This is a genomic window from Variovorax paradoxus EPS (assembly GCF_000184745.1).
Lineage (GTDB): Bacteria > Pseudomonadota > Gammaproteobacteria > Burkholderiales > Burkholderiaceae_C > Variovorax > Variovorax paradoxus_C.
This window is the reverse complement of the sequence record NC_014931.1, coordinates 656,832-672,706: the sequence shown is the minus strand read 5'-3', so window position 1 is coordinate 672,706 and position 15,875 is coordinate 656,832. Positions and strand designations below refer to the sequence as shown.

General features: G+C 68.9%; 15 protein-coding genes. 13 read left to right on the top strand and 2 right to left on the bottom strand.

From position 1 onward, the window contains the following. Positions 1-17: 17 nt before the first annotated feature. From VARPA_RS03000 to VARPA_RS02985, 4 genes are all read left to right on the top strand, one after another. On the top strand, positions 18-1,661 hold the full coding sequence (locus tag VARPA_RS03000; RefSeq protein WP_013539070.1) for a sensor histidine kinase: 1,644 nt from the start codon (positions 18-20) through the stop codon (positions 1,659-1,661). After that, positions 1,658-2,341: a response regulator transcription factor gene (locus tag VARPA_RS02995; RefSeq protein WP_013539069.1), complete on the top strand. Its 684-nt coding sequence runs from the start codon at positions 1,658-1,660 to the stop codon at positions 2,339-2,341. The genes VARPA_RS03000 and VARPA_RS02995 overlap by 4 nt, the downstream gene beginning before the upstream one ends. Positions 2,342-2,483: 142 nt before the next feature. Further along, positions 2,484-3,461 (top strand): Bug family tripartite tricarboxylate transporter substrate binding protein, encoded by a 978-nt coding sequence (locus VARPA_RS02990; protein WP_013539068.1) that lies wholly within the window; start codon positions 2,484-2,486, stop codon positions 3,459-3,461. A gap of 63 nt (positions 3,462-3,524) precedes the next feature. After that, the gene (locus VARPA_RS02985) at positions 3,525-4,760 is read left to right on the top strand and encodes an NUDIX hydrolase (RefSeq protein ID WP_013539067.1); all 1,236 of its coding nucleotides are present in this window, start codon (positions 3,525-3,527) and stop codon (positions 4,758-4,760) included. Here the strand turns inward: VARPA_RS02985 and VARPA_RS02980 are convergent. Further along, positions 4,741-6,144 carry a PLP-dependent aminotransferase family protein gene (locus VARPA_RS02980; RefSeq protein WP_013539066.1) on the bottom strand — a complete coding sequence of 468 codons (1,404 nt, stop codon included), beginning with the start codon at positions 6,142-6,144 and terminating at the stop codon, positions 4,741-4,743. The genes VARPA_RS02985 and VARPA_RS02980 overlap by 20 nt on opposite strands. 345 nt (positions 6,145-6,489) lie before the next feature. On the opposite strand from VARPA_RS02980, the gene VARPA_RS02975 reads away from it, so the two are divergent. The 7 genes from VARPA_RS02975 to VARPA_RS02945 are packed head-to-tail and all read left to right on the top strand — an operon-like array spanning position 6,490 to position 12,290. Next, positions 6,490-6,972, top strand: a complete 483-nt coding sequence (locus VARPA_RS02975) for an MSMEG_0572/Sll0783 family nitrogen starvation response protein (RefSeq protein WP_013539065.1) — start codon at positions 6,490-6,492, stop codon at positions 6,970-6,972. A 15-nt stretch (positions 6,973-6,987) separates the two neighbouring features. Then, the gene (locus VARPA_RS02970; protein WP_013539064.1) at positions 6,988-8,046 is read left to right on the top strand and encodes a Nit6803 family nitrilase; all 1,059 of its coding nucleotides are present in this window, start codon (positions 6,988-6,990) and stop codon (positions 8,044-8,046) included. Beyond that, positions 8,009-9,079 carry an MSMEG_0568 family radical SAM protein gene (locus tag VARPA_RS02965; protein ID WP_013539063.1) on the top strand — a complete coding sequence of 357 codons (1,071 nt, stop codon included), beginning with the start codon at positions 8,009-8,011 and terminating at the stop codon, positions 9,077-9,079. Before VARPA_RS02970 ends, VARPA_RS02965 begins: the two co-directional genes overlap by 38 nt. Positions 9,080-9,081: 2 nt before the next feature. Next, complete coding sequence (locus VARPA_RS02960) at positions 9,082-9,642, top strand: MSMEG_0567/Sll0786 family nitrogen starvation N-acetyltransferase (RefSeq protein ID WP_013539062.1); 561 nt, start codon at positions 9,082-9,084, stop codon at positions 9,640-9,642. Beyond that, on the top strand, positions 9,639-10,652 hold the full coding sequence (locus VARPA_RS02955) for a sll0787 family AIR synthase-like protein (protein ID WP_013539061.1): 1,014 nt from the start codon (positions 9,639-9,641) through the stop codon (positions 10,650-10,652). The genes VARPA_RS02960 and VARPA_RS02955 overlap by 4 nt, the downstream gene beginning before the upstream one ends. Continuing rightward, complete coding sequence (locus VARPA_RS02950; protein WP_013539060.1) at positions 10,643-10,927, top strand: MSMEG_0570 family nitrogen starvation response protein; 285 nt, start codon at positions 10,643-10,645, stop codon at positions 10,925-10,927. Before VARPA_RS02955 ends, VARPA_RS02950 begins: the two co-directional genes overlap by 10 nt. Before the next feature lie 49 nt (positions 10,928-10,976). After that, positions 10,977-12,290, top strand: coding sequence for an MSMEG_0569 family flavin-dependent oxidoreductase (locus tag VARPA_RS02945; RefSeq protein WP_013539059.1), 1,314 nt, complete (start codon positions 10,977-10,979; stop codon positions 12,288-12,290). 172 nt (positions 12,291-12,462) lie between these two features. Here VARPA_RS02945 and VARPA_RS02940 read toward each other — a convergent pair whose 3' ends face one another. Further along, positions 12,463-13,155, bottom strand: a complete 693-nt coding sequence (locus VARPA_RS02940) for a response regulator (protein ID WP_013539058.1) — start codon at positions 13,153-13,155, stop codon at positions 12,463-12,465. A 242-nt stretch (positions 13,156-13,397) separates the two neighbouring features. Between VARPA_RS02940 and VARPA_RS02935 the strand changes: the two genes are divergently transcribed. Together VARPA_RS02935 and VARPA_RS02930 are read left to right on the top strand one after the other, a co-directional pair. Then, positions 13,398-14,723, top strand: a complete 1,326-nt coding sequence (locus tag VARPA_RS02935; RefSeq protein ID WP_013539057.1) for a DotU family type IV/VI secretion system protein — start codon at positions 13,398-13,400, stop codon at positions 14,721-14,723. Further along, complete coding sequence (locus VARPA_RS02930) at positions 14,720-15,859, top strand: type VI secretion system protein (RefSeq protein WP_013539056.1); 1,140 nt, start codon at positions 14,720-14,722, stop codon at positions 15,857-15,859. The genes VARPA_RS02935 and VARPA_RS02930 overlap by 4 nt, the downstream gene beginning before the upstream one ends. The last annotated feature ends 16 nt before the right edge of the window (positions 15,860-15,875 follow it).

Here is a 15,875-nt window from a genome sequence, read left to right as displayed (position 1 = left end):
TGCCGTTAAAGTTCGCCATGTTCCGCCTCCGCCTGTCCCTCGCATTCGCCGTTCTCGTTGCACTGGTCTGCGTTCAAGCCGGCTTCGTCTATTGGGGATCGAACCGGGTCAACGACTACGCGCAGCACAGCCGCCTGGCCAGCGACATCCTTTCGGAACTGCTGGAGCTGTCGGCCAGCAAGCAAAGGCTGCGCGTGTGGGCCTCCCAGCAACTGATGGACGCGAACGCCTCGCCGGAGGTGCGCGACAGCCAGCTGGCGCGCATGCAGGCCAGCACCGAAACCCTGCGTCAGCTCGCCCGGCGCGACCTGGCGCTCTGGGGTGAAATTTCGGCGCGCGAGGGCACGCCGATCCCGCCCGAGATCGATCAGCTCGCCGCGGTCAGCGACCTGCTCGACGACAACATCGCAGCGGTCAGGGCCCGGCTGGTGAAGCTCGCGCCGCTGGAGCGGGGCGCCGAGTTCGCCAGCGTCTGGCAGGAACTCAATGAGGTGTTCGACAAGGCGCGCGGCCGCGATCTGCGCGAACTGATCAACGGCGCCATCGAACGGCAGCGCAACGTGGTGCCCGTGGCCCGCGCCGCCACCGAGCGCGGGCTGGACCAGCTGCGCCAGCAGTCCATCGGCCTGGCAGTCATCACCTTCGCGGCGGCCATCGTGCTTGCGCTCTACCTCAAGCGGCGGCTGCAACGTCCGCTGGACCGCCTGCTCGCGGGCACGCAGGCGCTGCGGGCCGGTTCGCTCGACCACCGCATCGCCCTCGGCTCGCACGACGAGTTCGATCATGTCGCCGAGCACTTCAACTCGATGGCGGCCGAACTGCAGCGCCACCGGCAGGACGCCGACGCCGCGCGCCGCCGCCTCGAAGAGGCCGTGCTGGAACGCACCAGCGAACTGAGCGCCGCGCACGAGACGCTGCAACAGGTCGACCAGCGGCGCCGCCAACTGCTGGCCGACCTGAGCCATGAGCTTCGTACGCCCGCCACGGCGATTCGCGGCGAAGCCGAGATCGCCTTGCGCGGCGCGGAAAAGCCGCCGATGGAATACCGGGAAACGCTGACGCGCATCGTGGGCGGCGTGAAGCAACTGACCGGCGTGATCGACGACCTGTTGCTGGTCGCCAGGGCCGAGGCCGATCAGTTGGCGATGCGGTTCGGCGAAGTCGATCTGCCGGAGCTTCTTGGCGATGTCACCGACATGGCCAGCGCGCTGGGGGCACGCCATGAGGTTCGCGTGCTGCTCGAAGCCATCGATGTCGGCACGCCCCCGGTCGTGCTGCAAGCCGATGCCGACCGCTTGCGGCAGGCCCTCGTGATCGTGCTCGACAACGCGGTGCGCTACTCGCGCCAGGACGGCACCGTGCGGGTGAGCTGGCAACTCGTTCGCGAAGACGAAGAGGAACGCAGCCGCGTGCGCGTGCGCGTGGTCGACGAGGGCATCGGCATCGATGCGGATGAGTTGCCGAAGGTGTTCGACCGGTTCGTGCGCGGCCGCCGGGCGCGCGTGCATCGCGCCGACGGAACCGGCATCGGCCTGTCCATTGCGCAGGCCATCGTGCATGCACACCACGGCAGCATCCGGCTCGAGAGCATTCCGCTGCAGGGCACGACCGTATGGGTCGAGCTGCCGTGCCATTTCTCCTTCCAGACACAACAAACATGAACATCCTGGTGGTCGAAGACGACGCGCGCGTCGCCGACTTTTTACAGAGAGGCCTCGGCGCCGAGGGCTACCGCGTGCAGCTGGCCCGCACCGGACCCGAAGGCCTGGCTCTGGCGCGCGGCAGCGACCTTTCACTGCTGCTGCTCGACCTGATGCTTCCCGGCCTGAGCGGCCTGGAGCTCTGCCAGACCTTGCGCGCCGAGGGCCACCACGTGCCCGTGCTGATGCTCACGGCGCTCAGCAACACGCAGGACAAGGTGAGCGGCCTGCGCCTGGGCGCGGACGACTACCTCACCAAGCCCTTTGCCTTCGAGGAGCTGCTCGCGCGCATCGAGGCGCTGCTGCGCCGCGGCCGCGAAATGCGGCCCCGCGCCACCACGCTGCAGGTGGCGGACCTCGTGCTCGACCGCGAGCGCATGTCGGTGACGCGGGCCGGCAAGCCCGTGGCGCTGACCGCCAAGGAGCTCGCGTTCCTCGAGCTGCTGATGACCGCGCCCGGCCGGGTCTACAGCCGCGAACGCATCCTCTCCAATGTCTGGGGCACCAACGAAGATCCGCTGACCAACATCGTCGACGTCTATGTGCGGCGCCTGCGCGGCAAGATCGACGACGGCCATCCCGTGGCGTTGTTGCAGACGGTCCGCGGCCTGGGCTATCGGCTGGACCCCACCCCGGCCTGAGCGAGGGCAGTGGGCGGCACAGGTGAATGCCTGCTCCCGCGCCACCCCCCCGCACACTGGAAAAGTGTTTCCCGCGTCCAAGCTTGGCGCCGTACCGGATAGGCGATGCAATCCCCCGCATCGAACTACAACGGAGACAAGCATGCACCGCATCCCAGCCACTCGCCTGCGATCAGCCACGACGGCCGCCCTGCTCGGCCTGCTCGCCATCGCTTCCGCACACGCACAGGACCGCTACCCCACCAAGGCCATCCGGCTGGTGGTGCCGTTCCCCGCCGGCACCGCGCCCGATGTGATGGCGCGCTACTGGGGCGACCGGGTGAGCAAGCAACTGCAGCAGCCGGTGATCATGGAAAACCGGGCCGGCGCATCGACCATCGTCGGCACGCAGGCCGCCGTCGCTGCGCCCGCGGACGGCTACACGCTGCTCTACACCGCGAGCGGCACGGTCACGATCAATCCCTTTGCGTACAAGAAGCTGCCCTACCAGCCGCAGGACCTGGTGCCGGTCACGCGCATGCTGTCCATCCCGCTCGTGGTTTCGGTGCCGACGGAGTCGCCCCACAAGACGCTGGCCGACCTCATCAAGGCGGCCAAGGCGAAGCCCGGCCAGGTGAGCTACGCGTCCTACGGCATGGGCACCGTGCCCCACATGTCGATGGCCTATTTCGCCAACAGCGCGGGGCTGGCGCTCAACCACATTCCCTATCGCGACGGCGGCCTGACCGACCTGATCGGCGGCCGGGTGGACGTGGCGTTCTCGCCCATCGCGGACGTGCTGCCCTACATCAAGGCAGGCAAGGTCCGGCCCCTGGCCGTGTCCAGTGTCCGCAGGCTCGACTCGCTGGCCCAGGTGCCGACCGTGGCGGAGAGTTTTCCAGGCTTCGAAGGCGATTCGTGGCACGGCGTCTTCGCGCTCAAGGGAACGCCGCAATCGGTCATCGACCAGCTGGGTGCGGTGTCGCGCCGCATCGCGGAGTCGGGCGAGTACCGCCAGTACCTGAGCGACTTCGGGCTGGTGCCGGTGGGCGGCTCGCCGGCGGATTTCTCCCAGGTCATCGAGGCCGAGTCGAAGCGCTGGGCCAAGGTGGTCAAGGACAACAGCATCTCGCTGGAGTAGAGCGCGGCGGGCTGGTTCGCGGCGGCTGCGTCCGCGCATTCACGCGTTCACAATAGCGCCGCTATGACCGCCACGACGCCCGCCCCTGCTCCCGTTCCCATTCCCACACCCCGCCCCATCCGCACCGCCGCCACGCTGGTCGTCCTGCGCGACGGCAGCGAAGGCCTCGAAGCCCTGATGCTGCGCCGGGCCGAGAAGGCCAATGACCAGAACAGCGGCGCCAGCGTTTTCCCGGGCGGCGTGCTCGATGCGCACGACCGCCACCTGCATGCGCTGTGCGCCGGCCTCGACGACGCCACGGCCAGCGCGCGCCTCGCGGTGCCCGAAGGCGGACTCGACTTCTACGCGGCCGCCATCCGCGAGTGCTTCGAAGAGGCCGGTCTTCTCTTCGCGAACGATGCCGAGAACCTTCCGGTTCAACTGCTCGACCTGCCCTCCGGCGAACTCGCCACGATGCGCGATGCCGCCGAGCAAGGCACCGATGCGCTGCTCGCCATGTGCAGGCAGCGCGGCTGGTGCCTCGCCGGCGACCGCGTCGTCTATTTCGGCCACTGGCTCACGCCGCCCGGCATGCCGCGCCGCTTCGACACGCGCTTTTTCGTCGCGCTGATGCCCGCCGGGCAAGAGGTGCAGCCGGACGGCCGCGAGACCGTCGAACACATGTGGCTGCGCCCGGCCGATGCGCTGGACCCGGCGCGCGGCTTGAAGCTGATGAACGTGACGCGGCGCGTGCTGCAGCAGCTCGATGCCTTCCAGCGCGCCGACGAATTCATGGCGCACGCGCGGCAGTTGCGCGAGATTCCGCTGAACATGCCGAGGCTCGCGGACGGCTCCGAAGGCCGCCGCGCCGTGAACATCGAAGAGCCCGCGTATGACGAGATCGGCCACCTCGATCCCGAGGGCCGCGGCGATGCGCGCTATGCGCTCGAAGCCGGCCTTGTCACCCGGCTGTCCAAACGGGCGATCCGCGTGGTGGGCAACGCCGGCGACAACAGCTATCTCGTCGGCGGATCGGAAGGCTGGGCATTGATCGGCGCCGCGATCCTGGACGACGCCCTACGCGCCGTCGCGCCCGGTCCGGTGCGCTGGACCGTCACGGCGCAATCCAACTGGCCCGATGGCACGCTGGACCTCGGCGGCGCCACGCTTCAGATATTGAAGAGCGGCGGCGGCACGCCAAGCTTTCTTCTGGTCGAAGAGCGCATGCTTTTCACGGGCCGCGACGTGGTGACGACCGGGAAGAACGACGCCATCGAATGGATCGCCCCGTCACAAGGCTTCATCCACCGCCCGTCCTGAGCGTCGCGTGCGGATGCAGCGGATGCGCCAGCGTGTCCGCGATGAGCCGCAGCGCCTGGTCGCACTGCTCCCGCGACATCGGCCCGCCGAGGCAGATGCGCACCGCGTCCGGCGGATCGCCGTCGGTCGAGAACGCCGCGCTCGCCACCACGCCCACGTTCTGCGTGCGCAGGTACGACGCGAACTCCACCGGACTCCACCCTGGCGTGAGCGGCAGCCACGCATGGAAGCCTTCAGGGTGCGCCTGCAGACCGCTGTCGCCCAGATGGCGCATCGCGAGCAGTTGCCGCGCCACCGATTCGGCGCGCACCGCCTGCAGCATCGCCTCGGTCGTGCCGTCTTCCACCCACAGCGTCGTCAACGCATTGGTGATCGGCGAGGCCATGACGGTGGTGGCGCGCATCGCGCCCGCGAGGCGCTGCGACTGCACGACCGTCGGTGAGCACACATACGCGCTGCGCAGCCCCGCGCCGAAGCACTTGGAGAACCCGCTCACGTAATAGGTGAGCGCGGGTGCCAGCGTGGCGATGGTGGCGGGCGTCTGGCGCGGCAGCATGCCGTAGGCGTCGTCCTCGATGATCGGAATCGCATAGCGCAGGGCCACGTCGGCGAGCGCCTCGCGGCGAGCGCGCGACACGGTGCCGGCGGTCGGGTTCAAGAGCGTCGGGTTGCAGTACAGCGCCTTGGGCTTGAGCGTCTTGCAGGCGTGCTCGAAGGCATCGGCGATGGGGCCGTCGTCGTCGAGCTGCAGCGCATGCAATTGCACGCCCAGTTGCGCCGCGATGGCCTTTACGCCCGGGTAGGTGAGCGACTCCACGCAGATCAGTTCGCCCGGCCGCGCGAGCTGCGAGAACAACGCGGTGAGCACACCGTGGATGCCGGGGCACACGAGGATGCGGTCCACGCTCGCGTGCGGCACGAACGGCCGCAGCCACTGCATCGCCACCTCGCGGTCGTGCGCGGTGCCACCGAAGTCCTGGTAGCGCAGCAGGTCGTGGAAGTCGATCTCGGCGAAGGCGCGGCTCGCGCTCTCGTGCAGCCGCGCCATCAGGTGTTCGTCGTCGGGCTCGGGCGGCATGTTCATCGTCATCTCGGCGCCGCTGCCGCCGCGCAGGCGCAGGCTCGGGCTGCCCGAACGGATGAAGGTGCCGGTGCCCGCGCGCGAATCGATGAGGCCGCGCTTGCGTGCTTCGGCATAGCCGCGCGCCACGGTTGTGTAGTTGAGGTCGAGGTCGGCCGCGAGCTCGCGCAGCGTGGGCAGGCGATCGCGCACGCCCAGCCGCCCGGTCTTGATGTCGTCGGCGATCAGTTCGGCCAGCAGCAGGTAGGCAGGCCGGTCGCTGTTGCGCAGCTGCTTCTTCCAATGGGCAGTGATCGTGGTCATCGTGCGGAGTTGATTGCATCCATTGATTGCATCGGGCCACCGATCAACACGCATGAATCGCGCCCGCTCCAGAGGCGTCCGATGCTTCGATCAGGTGCGATCAACCCCCTTGATCGGGTGCATTGATCGCATGGCGAATGCGTCGTCGCGGTGCAAAAACCGTTCGCCCGGCGCTCTGCGTACCCACCGTGGCGACCGTCTGAAAATTTTTTATCCGCGCGCGCCCCGCACCACTGCGCATTGATCGCGCGTTGATCGCACGCACCCGCCCGCGCGCTGGCACATCGCCTGCGAAGGAAAAGGCACGCAAGACCTGCGTGTCCAACCACCCAACCGGAGTCCCCCATGCCCAAAGTCACCCGCCCCCGCAACGAGAAAGGCGAGTTCCTCGTCGACTACGAAGAGAAGGTGTTCGAAGACGTCAAGGCCGACCCTGGCGAGAAGGCGCTCGTCACCTTCCACACCGTCGCCTTCGAAGGTTCCATCGGCTTCGTGAACCTGCTGCAGGCCACGCGCCTGCGGCGCAAGGGCTACGAGACCTCGGTGCTGCTCTACGGCCCCGGCGTCACGCTGGGCGTGCAGCGCGGCTTTCCGACGTTGGGCGACGAGGCCTTTCCGGGCCACCAGAACTTCAACAAGCAGATCAGCAAGTTCATGGAAGAAGGCGGCAAGGTGTACGCCTGCCGCTTCGCGCTGCAGGCGCTGTACGGCCATGGCGAAGGCGCGCTGATCGAGGGCATCACGCCGATCAACCCGCTGGACGTGCTCGACCTCGTGCTGCTGCACAAGAAGGCCGGCGCCGTCATCCTCGATACCTGGACCCTGTAAGGCAGGACCCGAGCGATGGCTTCCACACCCCGCATCGTGCGTGCCGCGGCGATCCAGATCGCGCCCGACTTCGAGCGCCCCGACGGCACGCTCGACCGGGTGTGCAGCGCCATCGACGAGGCCGCATCCAAGGGCGCGCAGCTCGCGGTCTTTCCCGAGACCTTCGTGCCCTACTACCCCTACTTCAGCTTCGTGCTGCCGCCGGTGCTGCAGGGCGCACCGCACCTGCAACTGGTGGATCGCGCGGTGGTCGTGCCCGGCCCGGTCACGCAGGCCGTGGCGGAGCGCGCCCGCGCGCGCAACATGGTCGTGGTGCTCGGCGTGAACGAGCGCGACCACGGCAGCCTCTACAACACGCAGCTGGTGTTCGACTCCGACGGCACGCTCGCGCTCAAGCGCCGGAAGATCACGCCGACCTATCACGAGCGCATGGTCTGGGGCATGGGCGACGGCGCGGGCCTGAAGGTGGTGGACACCGCCATCGGCCGCGTTGGCGCGCTCGCCTGTTGGGAGCACTACAACCCGCTCGCGCGCTATGCACTGATGGCGCAGCACGAAGAGATCCACTGCGCGCAGTTCCCCGGCTCACTGGTCGGGCCGATCTTCGCGGAGCAGATGGAAGTGACCATCCGCCATCACGCGCTCGAATCGGGCTGCTTCGTGGTCAACGCCACCGGCTGGCTCACCGACGAGCAGATCCGCTCGGTCACGCCCGACACGAATCTGCAGAAGGCGCTGCGCGGCGGCTGCCACACCGCCATCGTCTCGCCCGAGGGCAAGCACCTCGCGCCGCCGCTCACCGAGGGCGAAGGCATGGTGATCGCCGACATGGACATGGCGCTCATCGCCAAGCGCAAGCGAATGATGGATTCGGTCGGCCACTACGCGCGGCCCGAGCTGCTGTCGCTCGCCATCAACGACCGGCCGGCGCAGTCCACGGTGCCGATGCATCTCACGCAACCCCAACCCCTTGCCTCACGGAGCCCCGACCATGACCACCACGACGACGCAGCAACAGCAAGACAGCCGGCAGTTGATGACCGAGCTCCAGTCCTTCGGGTTGCGGCTGGTTGATCCTTCGGCCGGCGTCGCAAGCCGCCGCGGCGGCGCGGGCCCTTCGGACCACAAGGCCGTGACGGTGGACGGCCACACGATCATGGTGCCGGTCCACACCTCCACCGCCTGGCACTCGCCCTTCACGGCGGAAGCGCCCGATGCAGAGGGCATGAGCCGCGTGATGCGCGGCAGCATCCCGATCGCGAGCATCAGCTTTCCGAAGCAGCCGCGCTTCTACGCGATGCAGACCTTCGACGGCGTGCCCTATTCGCACATCGCCACGCTGCACGGCAGCGACGTGCTCGCCACCACGGTGCTGCAGACCTGCATCCGCTACGAGAGCCGCAAGAAGAGCTGCAAGTTCTGTGCGATCGGCCAGTCGCTCGCGGCCGGCCGCACCATCGCGCGCAAGACGCCCGAGCAGCTCGCCGAAGTGGCGCGCGCGGCCGTGCTGCTCGATGGCGTCAAGCACATGGTGATGACCACCGGCACGCCCAATGCCACCGACCGCGGCGCGGCCATCCTCTGCGAGAGTGCGTTCGCGATCAAGGCCGCGGTCGACATCCCGATCCAGGGCCAGTGCGAGCCACCCGACGACGACCAATGGTTCCACCGCATGAAGGCCGCCGGCATCGACACGCTCGGCATGCACCTCGAGGTGGTGACGCCCGAGGTGCGTGACCGGATCATGCCGGGCAAGGCGAGCGTGCCGGTCTCGCGCTACATGAGCGCGTTCGAGGCGGCGGTCGGCGTGTTCGGGCGCGGCCAGGTCAGCACCTACATCCTGGCCGGCCTCGGCGACACGCGCGAAGCGATCCTCGACACCTGCGACCAGCTGCTCGCACGCGGCGTGTACCCCTTCGTCGTGCCCTTCGTGCCGATCAGCGGCACGCCGCTCGAAGACCATCCCGCGCCCTCGCCCGAGTTCATGAAGTCGCTGCTCGCGCCGCTCGGCGAACGCGTGGTGGCCGCAGGCCTGCGCTCGGCCGATATCAAGGCCGGCTGCGGCAAATGCGGCGCGTGCTCGTCTCTATCGGTCTACGAAAGCTGACCATGCTTTGCATCGATGACCTGAGCGAACTCGACCTGCACTACGCGCCCGTCGAATACCTGGTGCGCGAGGCCGCGCAGCAGTGGGAGCGCGACGAGGCGATGGCGCTGCGCCGCGCGGTGTTCTGCATCGAGCAGGGCATCTTCGCGCGCGACGACCGCGACGCGACGGACGACCGCTCGCAACTGTTGGTCGCGATGTCGTGCAACGGCGGCATGCCCGAGCAGGTGGTGGGCACGGTGCGCATCCATCGCGGCGAGGCGGAGGGCGAATGGTGGGGTTCTCGCCTTGCGGTGCACCCTGCGTTCCGCAGCCAGGGGCATCTTGGCGTGACGCTGATCCGGCTGGCCGTCTCGCGCGCCAACGCGCTGGGCTGCGCCGCTTTCTTCGCGCAGGTGCAGATGCAGAACGTGCCGCTGTTCCGCAAGCTCGGCTGGCAGCTGCTCGAAGAAACCGCCGTGCACGGCCGCCCGCATGCGCGCATGCAGGCCGACCTCGGCTGGTATCCGCCTTGCCACGACCCGGTGAGCGGCTTCGTCACGCGCGCGAAGGTGCTGGCATGACGACCAGCGTCCACGACATCGCAGAAGCCCTGCGCGCCACGCGCGGCTTCGCCCACAAGCGCGACATCAGCGACGTGGTCTTCGCACTCGGCCGGTCGCTGCCCGGTGGCCATGCCGCACTCGCGCAGGCTGTGCCGATCGGCGACGACTGCGCCGCGATTCCCGATGGCCATGGCGGCTACCTTCTGTTCGCCATCGAAGGACTGGTCGAAGACTTCATCGTGCGGATGCCGTGGTTCGCGGGCTACTGCGGCGTGATGGTCAACGTGAGCGACATCTACGCGATGGGCGGGCGCCCGACTGCGGTTGTCGATGCGCTCTGGAGCACCGGCATGAACCCGGCCGACGACGTGCTGCGCGGTCTCGCGGAGGCGGCCGTGCGCTATGGCGTGCCCATCGTCGGCGGACACAGCAACAACCGCAGCGAGCGTCCGCAGCTCGCGGTCGCGATCCTCGGCCATGCGCGCAAGCTGCTCACCAGCTTCGATGCGAAGCCCGGCGACCTGCTGGTGATGGCGGCTGACCTGCGCGGCGCGTACGAGGAGCCCTTTCCGTACTGGAACGCATCGACCACCGCACCGGCCGCGCGGCTGCGTGCGGATCTCGAGGTGCTGCCCGCGCTGGCCGAGGACGGCCTCTGTTGCGCAGGGAAGGACATCAGCATGGCCGGCGCCGTCGGCACGGCCATGATGCTGCTGGAGTGCTCCGGTGTCGGCGCGCGCATCGACATCGATGCATTGCCGCGGCCGGATGGCGCGCCGCTGATGCGCTGGCTCTCGGCTTTCCCGAGCTATGGCTTCATGCTCAGCGTGAAGCCCGCGCAGGTGGCGGAGGTCCTGAGCCGTTTCGCCGCTCGCGACATCGCCTGCGCAGTGGTCGGCGAGGTCGATGCAACGCGGCAGGTGCGCCTGCGCGCGAACGGCGAGGAGGCGCTGCTGTGGGACTTCGGCAGCGACGCCTTCATCCAGCCGCCGCAGCGACAGCAGCAGGAGGCGCTCGCATGCCCGTGATGCACTTCCACGTGCGCTGGCCCGACGCCAGCGAAACGCGCTGCTACTCGCCCTCGTCCGTGGTGCAGGAGTTCTTTGCTCCCGGCGAGCGCTACGCCCTCGAAGAATTTTTGCAGCGCACTCGCCAAGCCTTGGGCATGGCCTCCGAACGCGTGCGCGCCAGGTACGGCTTCGCGTGTTCGCAGGCCATGGACCAGCTCGCCGAGATCGAGCGCATCGCCGCCCGCTTCACCGGCATCGCCGATGCCGAGGTCACCGTCGTCGCCGTCGACTGACGCTGTCGAACGAAGCCATCCACATCCAGAGAGAAAGAAAGAAGACCCCATGTCCTATCCCTACGGCGGACGCAGCCACTACAGCGTCGTCATCGTCGGCGGCGGCCAGGCCGGCCTGTCGCTGAGCCACTGCCTGCAGCAGCGCGGCATCGACCACCTGGTGATCGAGAAACGGAGCCTCGTGCACAGCTGGCGCACCCAGCGCTGGGATTCGTTCTGCCTCGTCACGCCCAACTGGCAGTGCCAGCTGCCGGGCTGGGGCTACCTCGGCAGCGATCCGCACGGCTTCATGGTCAAGGACCAGATCAACGACTGGCTCGCCGGCTTCGTCGCGCATGTGAAGGCGCCTGCCATCGAAGGCGTCACCGTCGAACGCGTGTCCCGCGTGCAGGGCGCGGGCGAACGCGACCGCTTCATGGTGCAGACCGACACCGGCCTCTACACCGCCGACCAGGTGGTCGTCGCCTCGGGCGGCTACCACCGCCCGATCGTGCCGCGCCTGGCCGAGAAGCTGCCGGCCACCGTCGCGCAGTACCACTCGGCGCAGTACCGCAACCCGGCGCAACTGCCCGAGGGCGCGGTGCTCGTGGTGGGCTGCGGCCAGTCAGGCGCGCAGATCGCCGAAGACCTCCACCTGGCCGGCCGCAAGGTCCACCTGGCCACCGGCAACGCGCCGCGCTGCGCGCGCTTCTACCGCGGCCGCGAAGTGGTCGACTGGCTCGCCGACATGAAGTACTACGACATGCCCGTCACCGAGCACCCGCTGCGCGAAGGCGTGCGCGACAACACCAATCACTACGTGACCGGCCGCGACGGCGGGCGCGACATCGACCTGCGCCGCTTCGCGCGCGAAGGCATGGAGCTTTATGGCCTCCTGAGCGGCTTCGACGGCGGCAGCTTCGAGCTGCAGCCCAACCTGCGCGAGAACCTCGACAGCGCCGACGCCACCTACAACCGCATCAACGCATCGATCGACAAGTTCATCGCCGCGCAGGGCCTCGAGGCGCCGCCGCCCTCGGTCTACACGCCCGTGTGGGAGCCGGCGGAAGAACGCACCCGGCTCGACCTTGCGGCGGGGGGCATCACCAGCGTGGTCTGGTGCATCGGCTTCTCGCCCGACTTCGCCTGGGTGGACGCGCCGGTCTTCAACGGCCGCGGCGCACCGGTGCACCAGCGCGGCGTGACCAACGAGCCGGGCCTGTATTTCCTCGGCCTGCCGTGGCTGCACACCTGGGGGTCGGGCCGCTTTTCGGGCGTCGCGCGCGATGCGGAGTTTCTCGCCGAAGCGATCGAAGAAAGAAAGATGGGGTTGCGCGGCAGCACGATGGAAGCACCATCGGCTCCCGCATTGCGAGCAGCCTAAACGCGTAGCTCAGAGCAGTCGCTGATCGGTCGATCAGCCAGCAGCGTGCCCAAGTGCGAAGGGCATCGGGTGCTCCCCGCAGCGAAATCAAGGAGGAGGGGCGAAGCCCCGGGGGACATTCGCGGAGGGGAGTACCCGGTGGCCTTCGCACCCGCCCCGAAAGATCGCAGGCTCAAGCCTGCTGCGCCTCGGTCAAAGCCTGCGCAGCCACCACAGCCTCGGTCCGGTTGCGCACATTCAGCGCCCGGAAGATCGCAGCCAGATGGATCTTCACCGTGCCTTCGCTGATGCCCAGGCTGCGCCCGATCAGCTTGTTCGGCTTGCCCTGCGAGAGCAGCTGCAGCACCTCGACCTGCCGCTCGGTCAGCACGCTGCGCAGGTGCTCCAGCGTCTGGCCGGCGCCGCCGCCGCCGCGCGTCAGCACCTCGCCACCACCGCCCTGCGGCGCCACGCCGGCCACGATGCCCGGCGGCAGCGCCGTCAGCATCATCGGCGGCACGTACACGCCGCCCGCCAGCACCAGGCGCACGGCCGAGAGCATGACTTCGGGTGAGTAGGCTTTGGGAATGAATCCGAGCACACCGCGTTCGAGCGCGCTGCGCATGATGGCCGGGTCTTCGTAGCCCGACAGCACGATCACCGGCACGGCCGGATGGCGGCGGCGGATTTCGTCGATGTGCGCCTGGCCGTCCGCGCCGGGCATGTTGAGATCGATCACGGCCAGGTCGAGGTCGTCGTTCGCGCCTGCAAGCAATTCGTCGACGCTCATCGCCAGGACGAATTCGATGCCGGGCTCCAGTTCCGACAACTTGGCTTTGACCGCCTCGATGACGAGCCGGTGGTCGTCGGCGATCAGGATTTTCATGGCTTGGTTCCGTTGTTCCAGCTGCGTGGAAGTCAGCGATTGCTGAAGATAACGGCGATTGCCCCGCGCAGCAAGGCCGCCCGGCCCCACCAACGGCATAGACCCCAAGCGGTATGGCGCCCGCCGCGACCCCTTTGGAGAATGAACTCCCACTCGAAGGAACCGGGGACATGGGCATGTGCCATCGATGCAGACGCCGGTACAAGGCATCCTTCGCAATGCAAGTTTGAGCGGGCACCTCCATGCCCCGGCTGCTCGACTGTTTCACCGCCTCACTCTCGTTCGGCCTCGCGCTGGACGCATCCATTGCGGCCGGCCGGCCCGCACTCTCGCATGACGCAGCGCAGCAACAGGCGCGCCGCCTGCTCGATGCGGCGCGCGCCCAGGCTCTCGCATCCGGCACACCAGCGGCACAGGTCGAATCCGCGGTGTTCGCGATGGTGGCGTGGATCGACGAAATCCTCGCGCGCCACCCCGGCGCGGAGGCCGGCGCCGCGCCGCTGCAGGTGCAGCTCTTCAACTCCAACAACGCGCACAGCGAGTTCTTCCATCACCTCTCGGCACTGACCGCGCAGGACGACGAGGTGCGCGAGGTCTACTGGCACGCGCTCGCGCACGGCTTCAAGGGCCAGTACTACTTCGAGGAGGGCGACCAGGGCGAGTTGGGCAAGCTCAAGGACCTGCACGGGCGCCAGCTGCGGCTGCGGCCGTTGGCGCTCGGCAGCCTCGCGCAGGACCGCATCACGCCCCAGCCCTATGGCGTGGCCGATCCGCGCGGCCCCAACGACACCCACCGGCGCGACCGCGCACTGCTGCGCGCGAGCGCCGCACTGGCCCTGCTGCTGCCCCTCGTGTACCTGCTGTGGCTGATGGCCTCCGGCCCCGCGACGACGCAGACCGCATTGACCCAGCGGATCGACGCGCACCTGCAGGGCTATGCCTGCGCCGACCTCTCGGCCTCGGTCGGCAAGGACGGCCATACGCAGGTGAGCGGCTTCGTCTCGCTGCCGGAAGATTTGCCGCGCGTGGCGCGCGAAGTGAGCGCCATGCCCGGTGTGACCTCGCCGCGCGTCGAGGTGGGCCTGCGCGTATGGCCGCACTGCGAGGTGTTCGCCATCCTGAAGCCCTACCAGGCGCGCAACAAGGAAAAGAGCCACGGGCTGAAAGTGGAAGTGCCCACGGCCCACAACCAGCAGCTGCGCGAAGGCGACAACGTGCGCGTGCAGGTGGTGGCGCCGCGGCACGACAGCTACATCTGGGTCGACTACTACACCGCCGACGGCTCGGTCATGCACCTCAATGCGGGGCAGGCGCCCACGACGCTGCACACCGGCGCTACGCTGGAGCTGGGCCGCGACATCCCCTCGAGCTGGCTCGTGAGCCCGCCGTTCGGCAGTGTCCTGATCACGGTGCTCTCGGCGCCGATGCCATTCACCGAGACCTCGGACCGCCCGCCCTTCGAGCTGGCCTCGGCCTACCTGCTGCGGCTGCGCGAAGCGCTCGCGGCCAGCAAGAACAGCGAGCGCCTCATCGCCGATTTCGTGTTCCTCGAAACGGTCTCGCGATGACCGCGCTGCTCTCCTCGCCCACGCACTTCTTCTGGATGCTGCTCGCGCTGTGCCTGCTGGGCTTCGGGCTGCTGTGCGCGATGGTGCACGACGCGGGCCGCGGTGCGCGGCGGCGTGCCTTGCTGCGCCGCATCGAGACGCTCGATGCGCCCACGGACGAGGCGGCCGTCGGGGCGCTGCGGGAATCGATGGCAGAGGCGCGTCAGGCGCTGCGGCAGCAGGCGCCGCGGCCCGCACGGTCGTCGCACGACCCGGCTGCGCCGGTGCCGTGGTTCCTGTTCATCGGCGATGCGGCGGCCGACCTGCCGGGGCTGCTGGCCACCGCGCAGGGCAAGCGCCTCGCGCGGCCCGACAGCGCCCCCGACGATGGGGCCTGCTGGCGCTGGTGGCTGACCGGTGCGCTGACCGCCATCGAGGTGCAGCCCGCGGCGGTCGGCGAAGCCGCCGGCGCACCGCGCACGCGCGCCCTGTGGCTGCAGGCGCTGCTGGCGCTGGCCGAGCGGCGCGACCGCCTGCCGCTCAACGGCGTGGTCGCGTGCTTCTCCGCGAGCGAGCTGCTGCAGGCCGACGCCGACAGCCTGCGCCCCCTTGCCGCGAAGATGCGCCGGCTGATCGACGAGGCGGGCGACACCCTGCGCCTGCAGTTGCCCATGTACCTCGTCATCACCGGCCTGGAGCATCTGACGGGCTACGCCGCCCTGCGCGGCGCGCTGCCGCCCGAGGTGCTGGCGCAGGCGCTGGGCCATCGCCTGCCGGACCCGTTTGCCGCGCCCAGCGCAACCGCCGGCGATCGGCTCGATACGCTGTTCGACCCCATCGCCGCGCAACTGCAGAGCCTTCGCATGGCGTTGATGCGCGAGCAGCACGGGGCCGCGGCGCGGCTCTCGATCCATGGGTTCGTGGAAGCGGTGCAGGGATTGCAGCCCGCATTGCGCGAGGTGGCGGAGGTCTTGTTCGAGAGCCACGGCAAGGGCTCGCGCGCGCCGCGCTGGCGCGGCCTCTACTTCACTGCCGCCGCATCGGATGCAACTGGCGGGGCCTTCGTGACCGATCTGTTCGAGCGCTTCCTGCCGGCCGATCAGCCCCTGGTGCGACCAGGGCGTCCGTCGTCCAACACAGCGGCAGGTGCGCCATGAAGTACGACGAGGCCTC

Bases quoted from the DNA above. Each gene is read 5' to 3' on its own strand.
- VARPA_RS03000 (WP_013539070.1), top strand. From the start codon at position 18: ATGTTCCGCCTCCGCCTGTCCCTCGCATTCGCCGTTCTCGTTGCACTG.
- VARPA_RS02995 (WP_013539069.1), top strand. From the start codon at position 1,658: ATGAACATCCTGGTGGTCGAAGACGACGCGCGCGTCGCCGACTTTTTA.
- VARPA_RS02990 (WP_013539068.1), top strand. From the start codon at position 2,484: ATGCACCGCATCCCAGCCACTCGCCTGCGATCAGCCACGACGGCCGCC.
- VARPA_RS02985 (WP_013539067.1), top strand. From the start codon at position 3,525: ATGACCGCCACGACGCCCGCCCCTGCTCCCGTTCCCATTCCCACACCC.
- VARPA_RS02980 (WP_013539066.1), bottom strand. From the start codon at position 6,144: ATGACCACGATCACTGCCCATTGGAAGAAGCAGCTGCGCAACAGCGAC.
- VARPA_RS02975 (WP_013539065.1), top strand. From the start codon at position 6,490: ATGCCCAAAGTCACCCGCCCCCGCAACGAGAAAGGCGAGTTCCTCGTC.
- VARPA_RS02970 (WP_013539064.1), top strand. From the start codon at position 6,988: ATGGCTTCCACACCCCGCATCGTGCGTGCCGCGGCGATCCAGATCGCG.
- VARPA_RS02965 (WP_013539063.1), top strand. From the start codon at position 8,009: ATGACCGAGCTCCAGTCCTTCGGGTTGCGGCTGGTTGATCCTTCGGCC.
- VARPA_RS02960 (WP_013539062.1), top strand. From the start codon at position 9,082: ATGCTTTGCATCGATGACCTGAGCGAACTCGACCTGCACTACGCGCCC.
- VARPA_RS02955 (WP_013539061.1), top strand. From the start codon at position 9,639: ATGACGACCAGCGTCCACGACATCGCAGAAGCCCTGCGCGCCACGCGC.
- VARPA_RS02950 (WP_013539060.1), top strand. From the start codon at position 10,643: ATGCCCGTGATGCACTTCCACGTGCGCTGGCCCGACGCCAGCGAAACG.
- VARPA_RS02945 (WP_013539059.1), top strand. From the start codon at position 10,977: ATGTCCTATCCCTACGGCGGACGCAGCCACTACAGCGTCGTCATCGTC.
- VARPA_RS02940 (WP_013539058.1), bottom strand. From the start codon at position 13,155: ATGAAAATCCTGATCGCCGACGACCACCGGCTCGTCATCGAGGCGGTC.
- VARPA_RS02935 (WP_013539057.1), top strand. From the start codon at position 13,398: ATGCCCCGGCTGCTCGACTGTTTCACCGCCTCACTCTCGTTCGGCCTC.
- VARPA_RS02930 (WP_013539056.1), top strand. From the start codon at position 14,720: ATGACCGCGCTGCTCTCCTCGCCCACGCACTTCTTCTGGATGCTGCTC.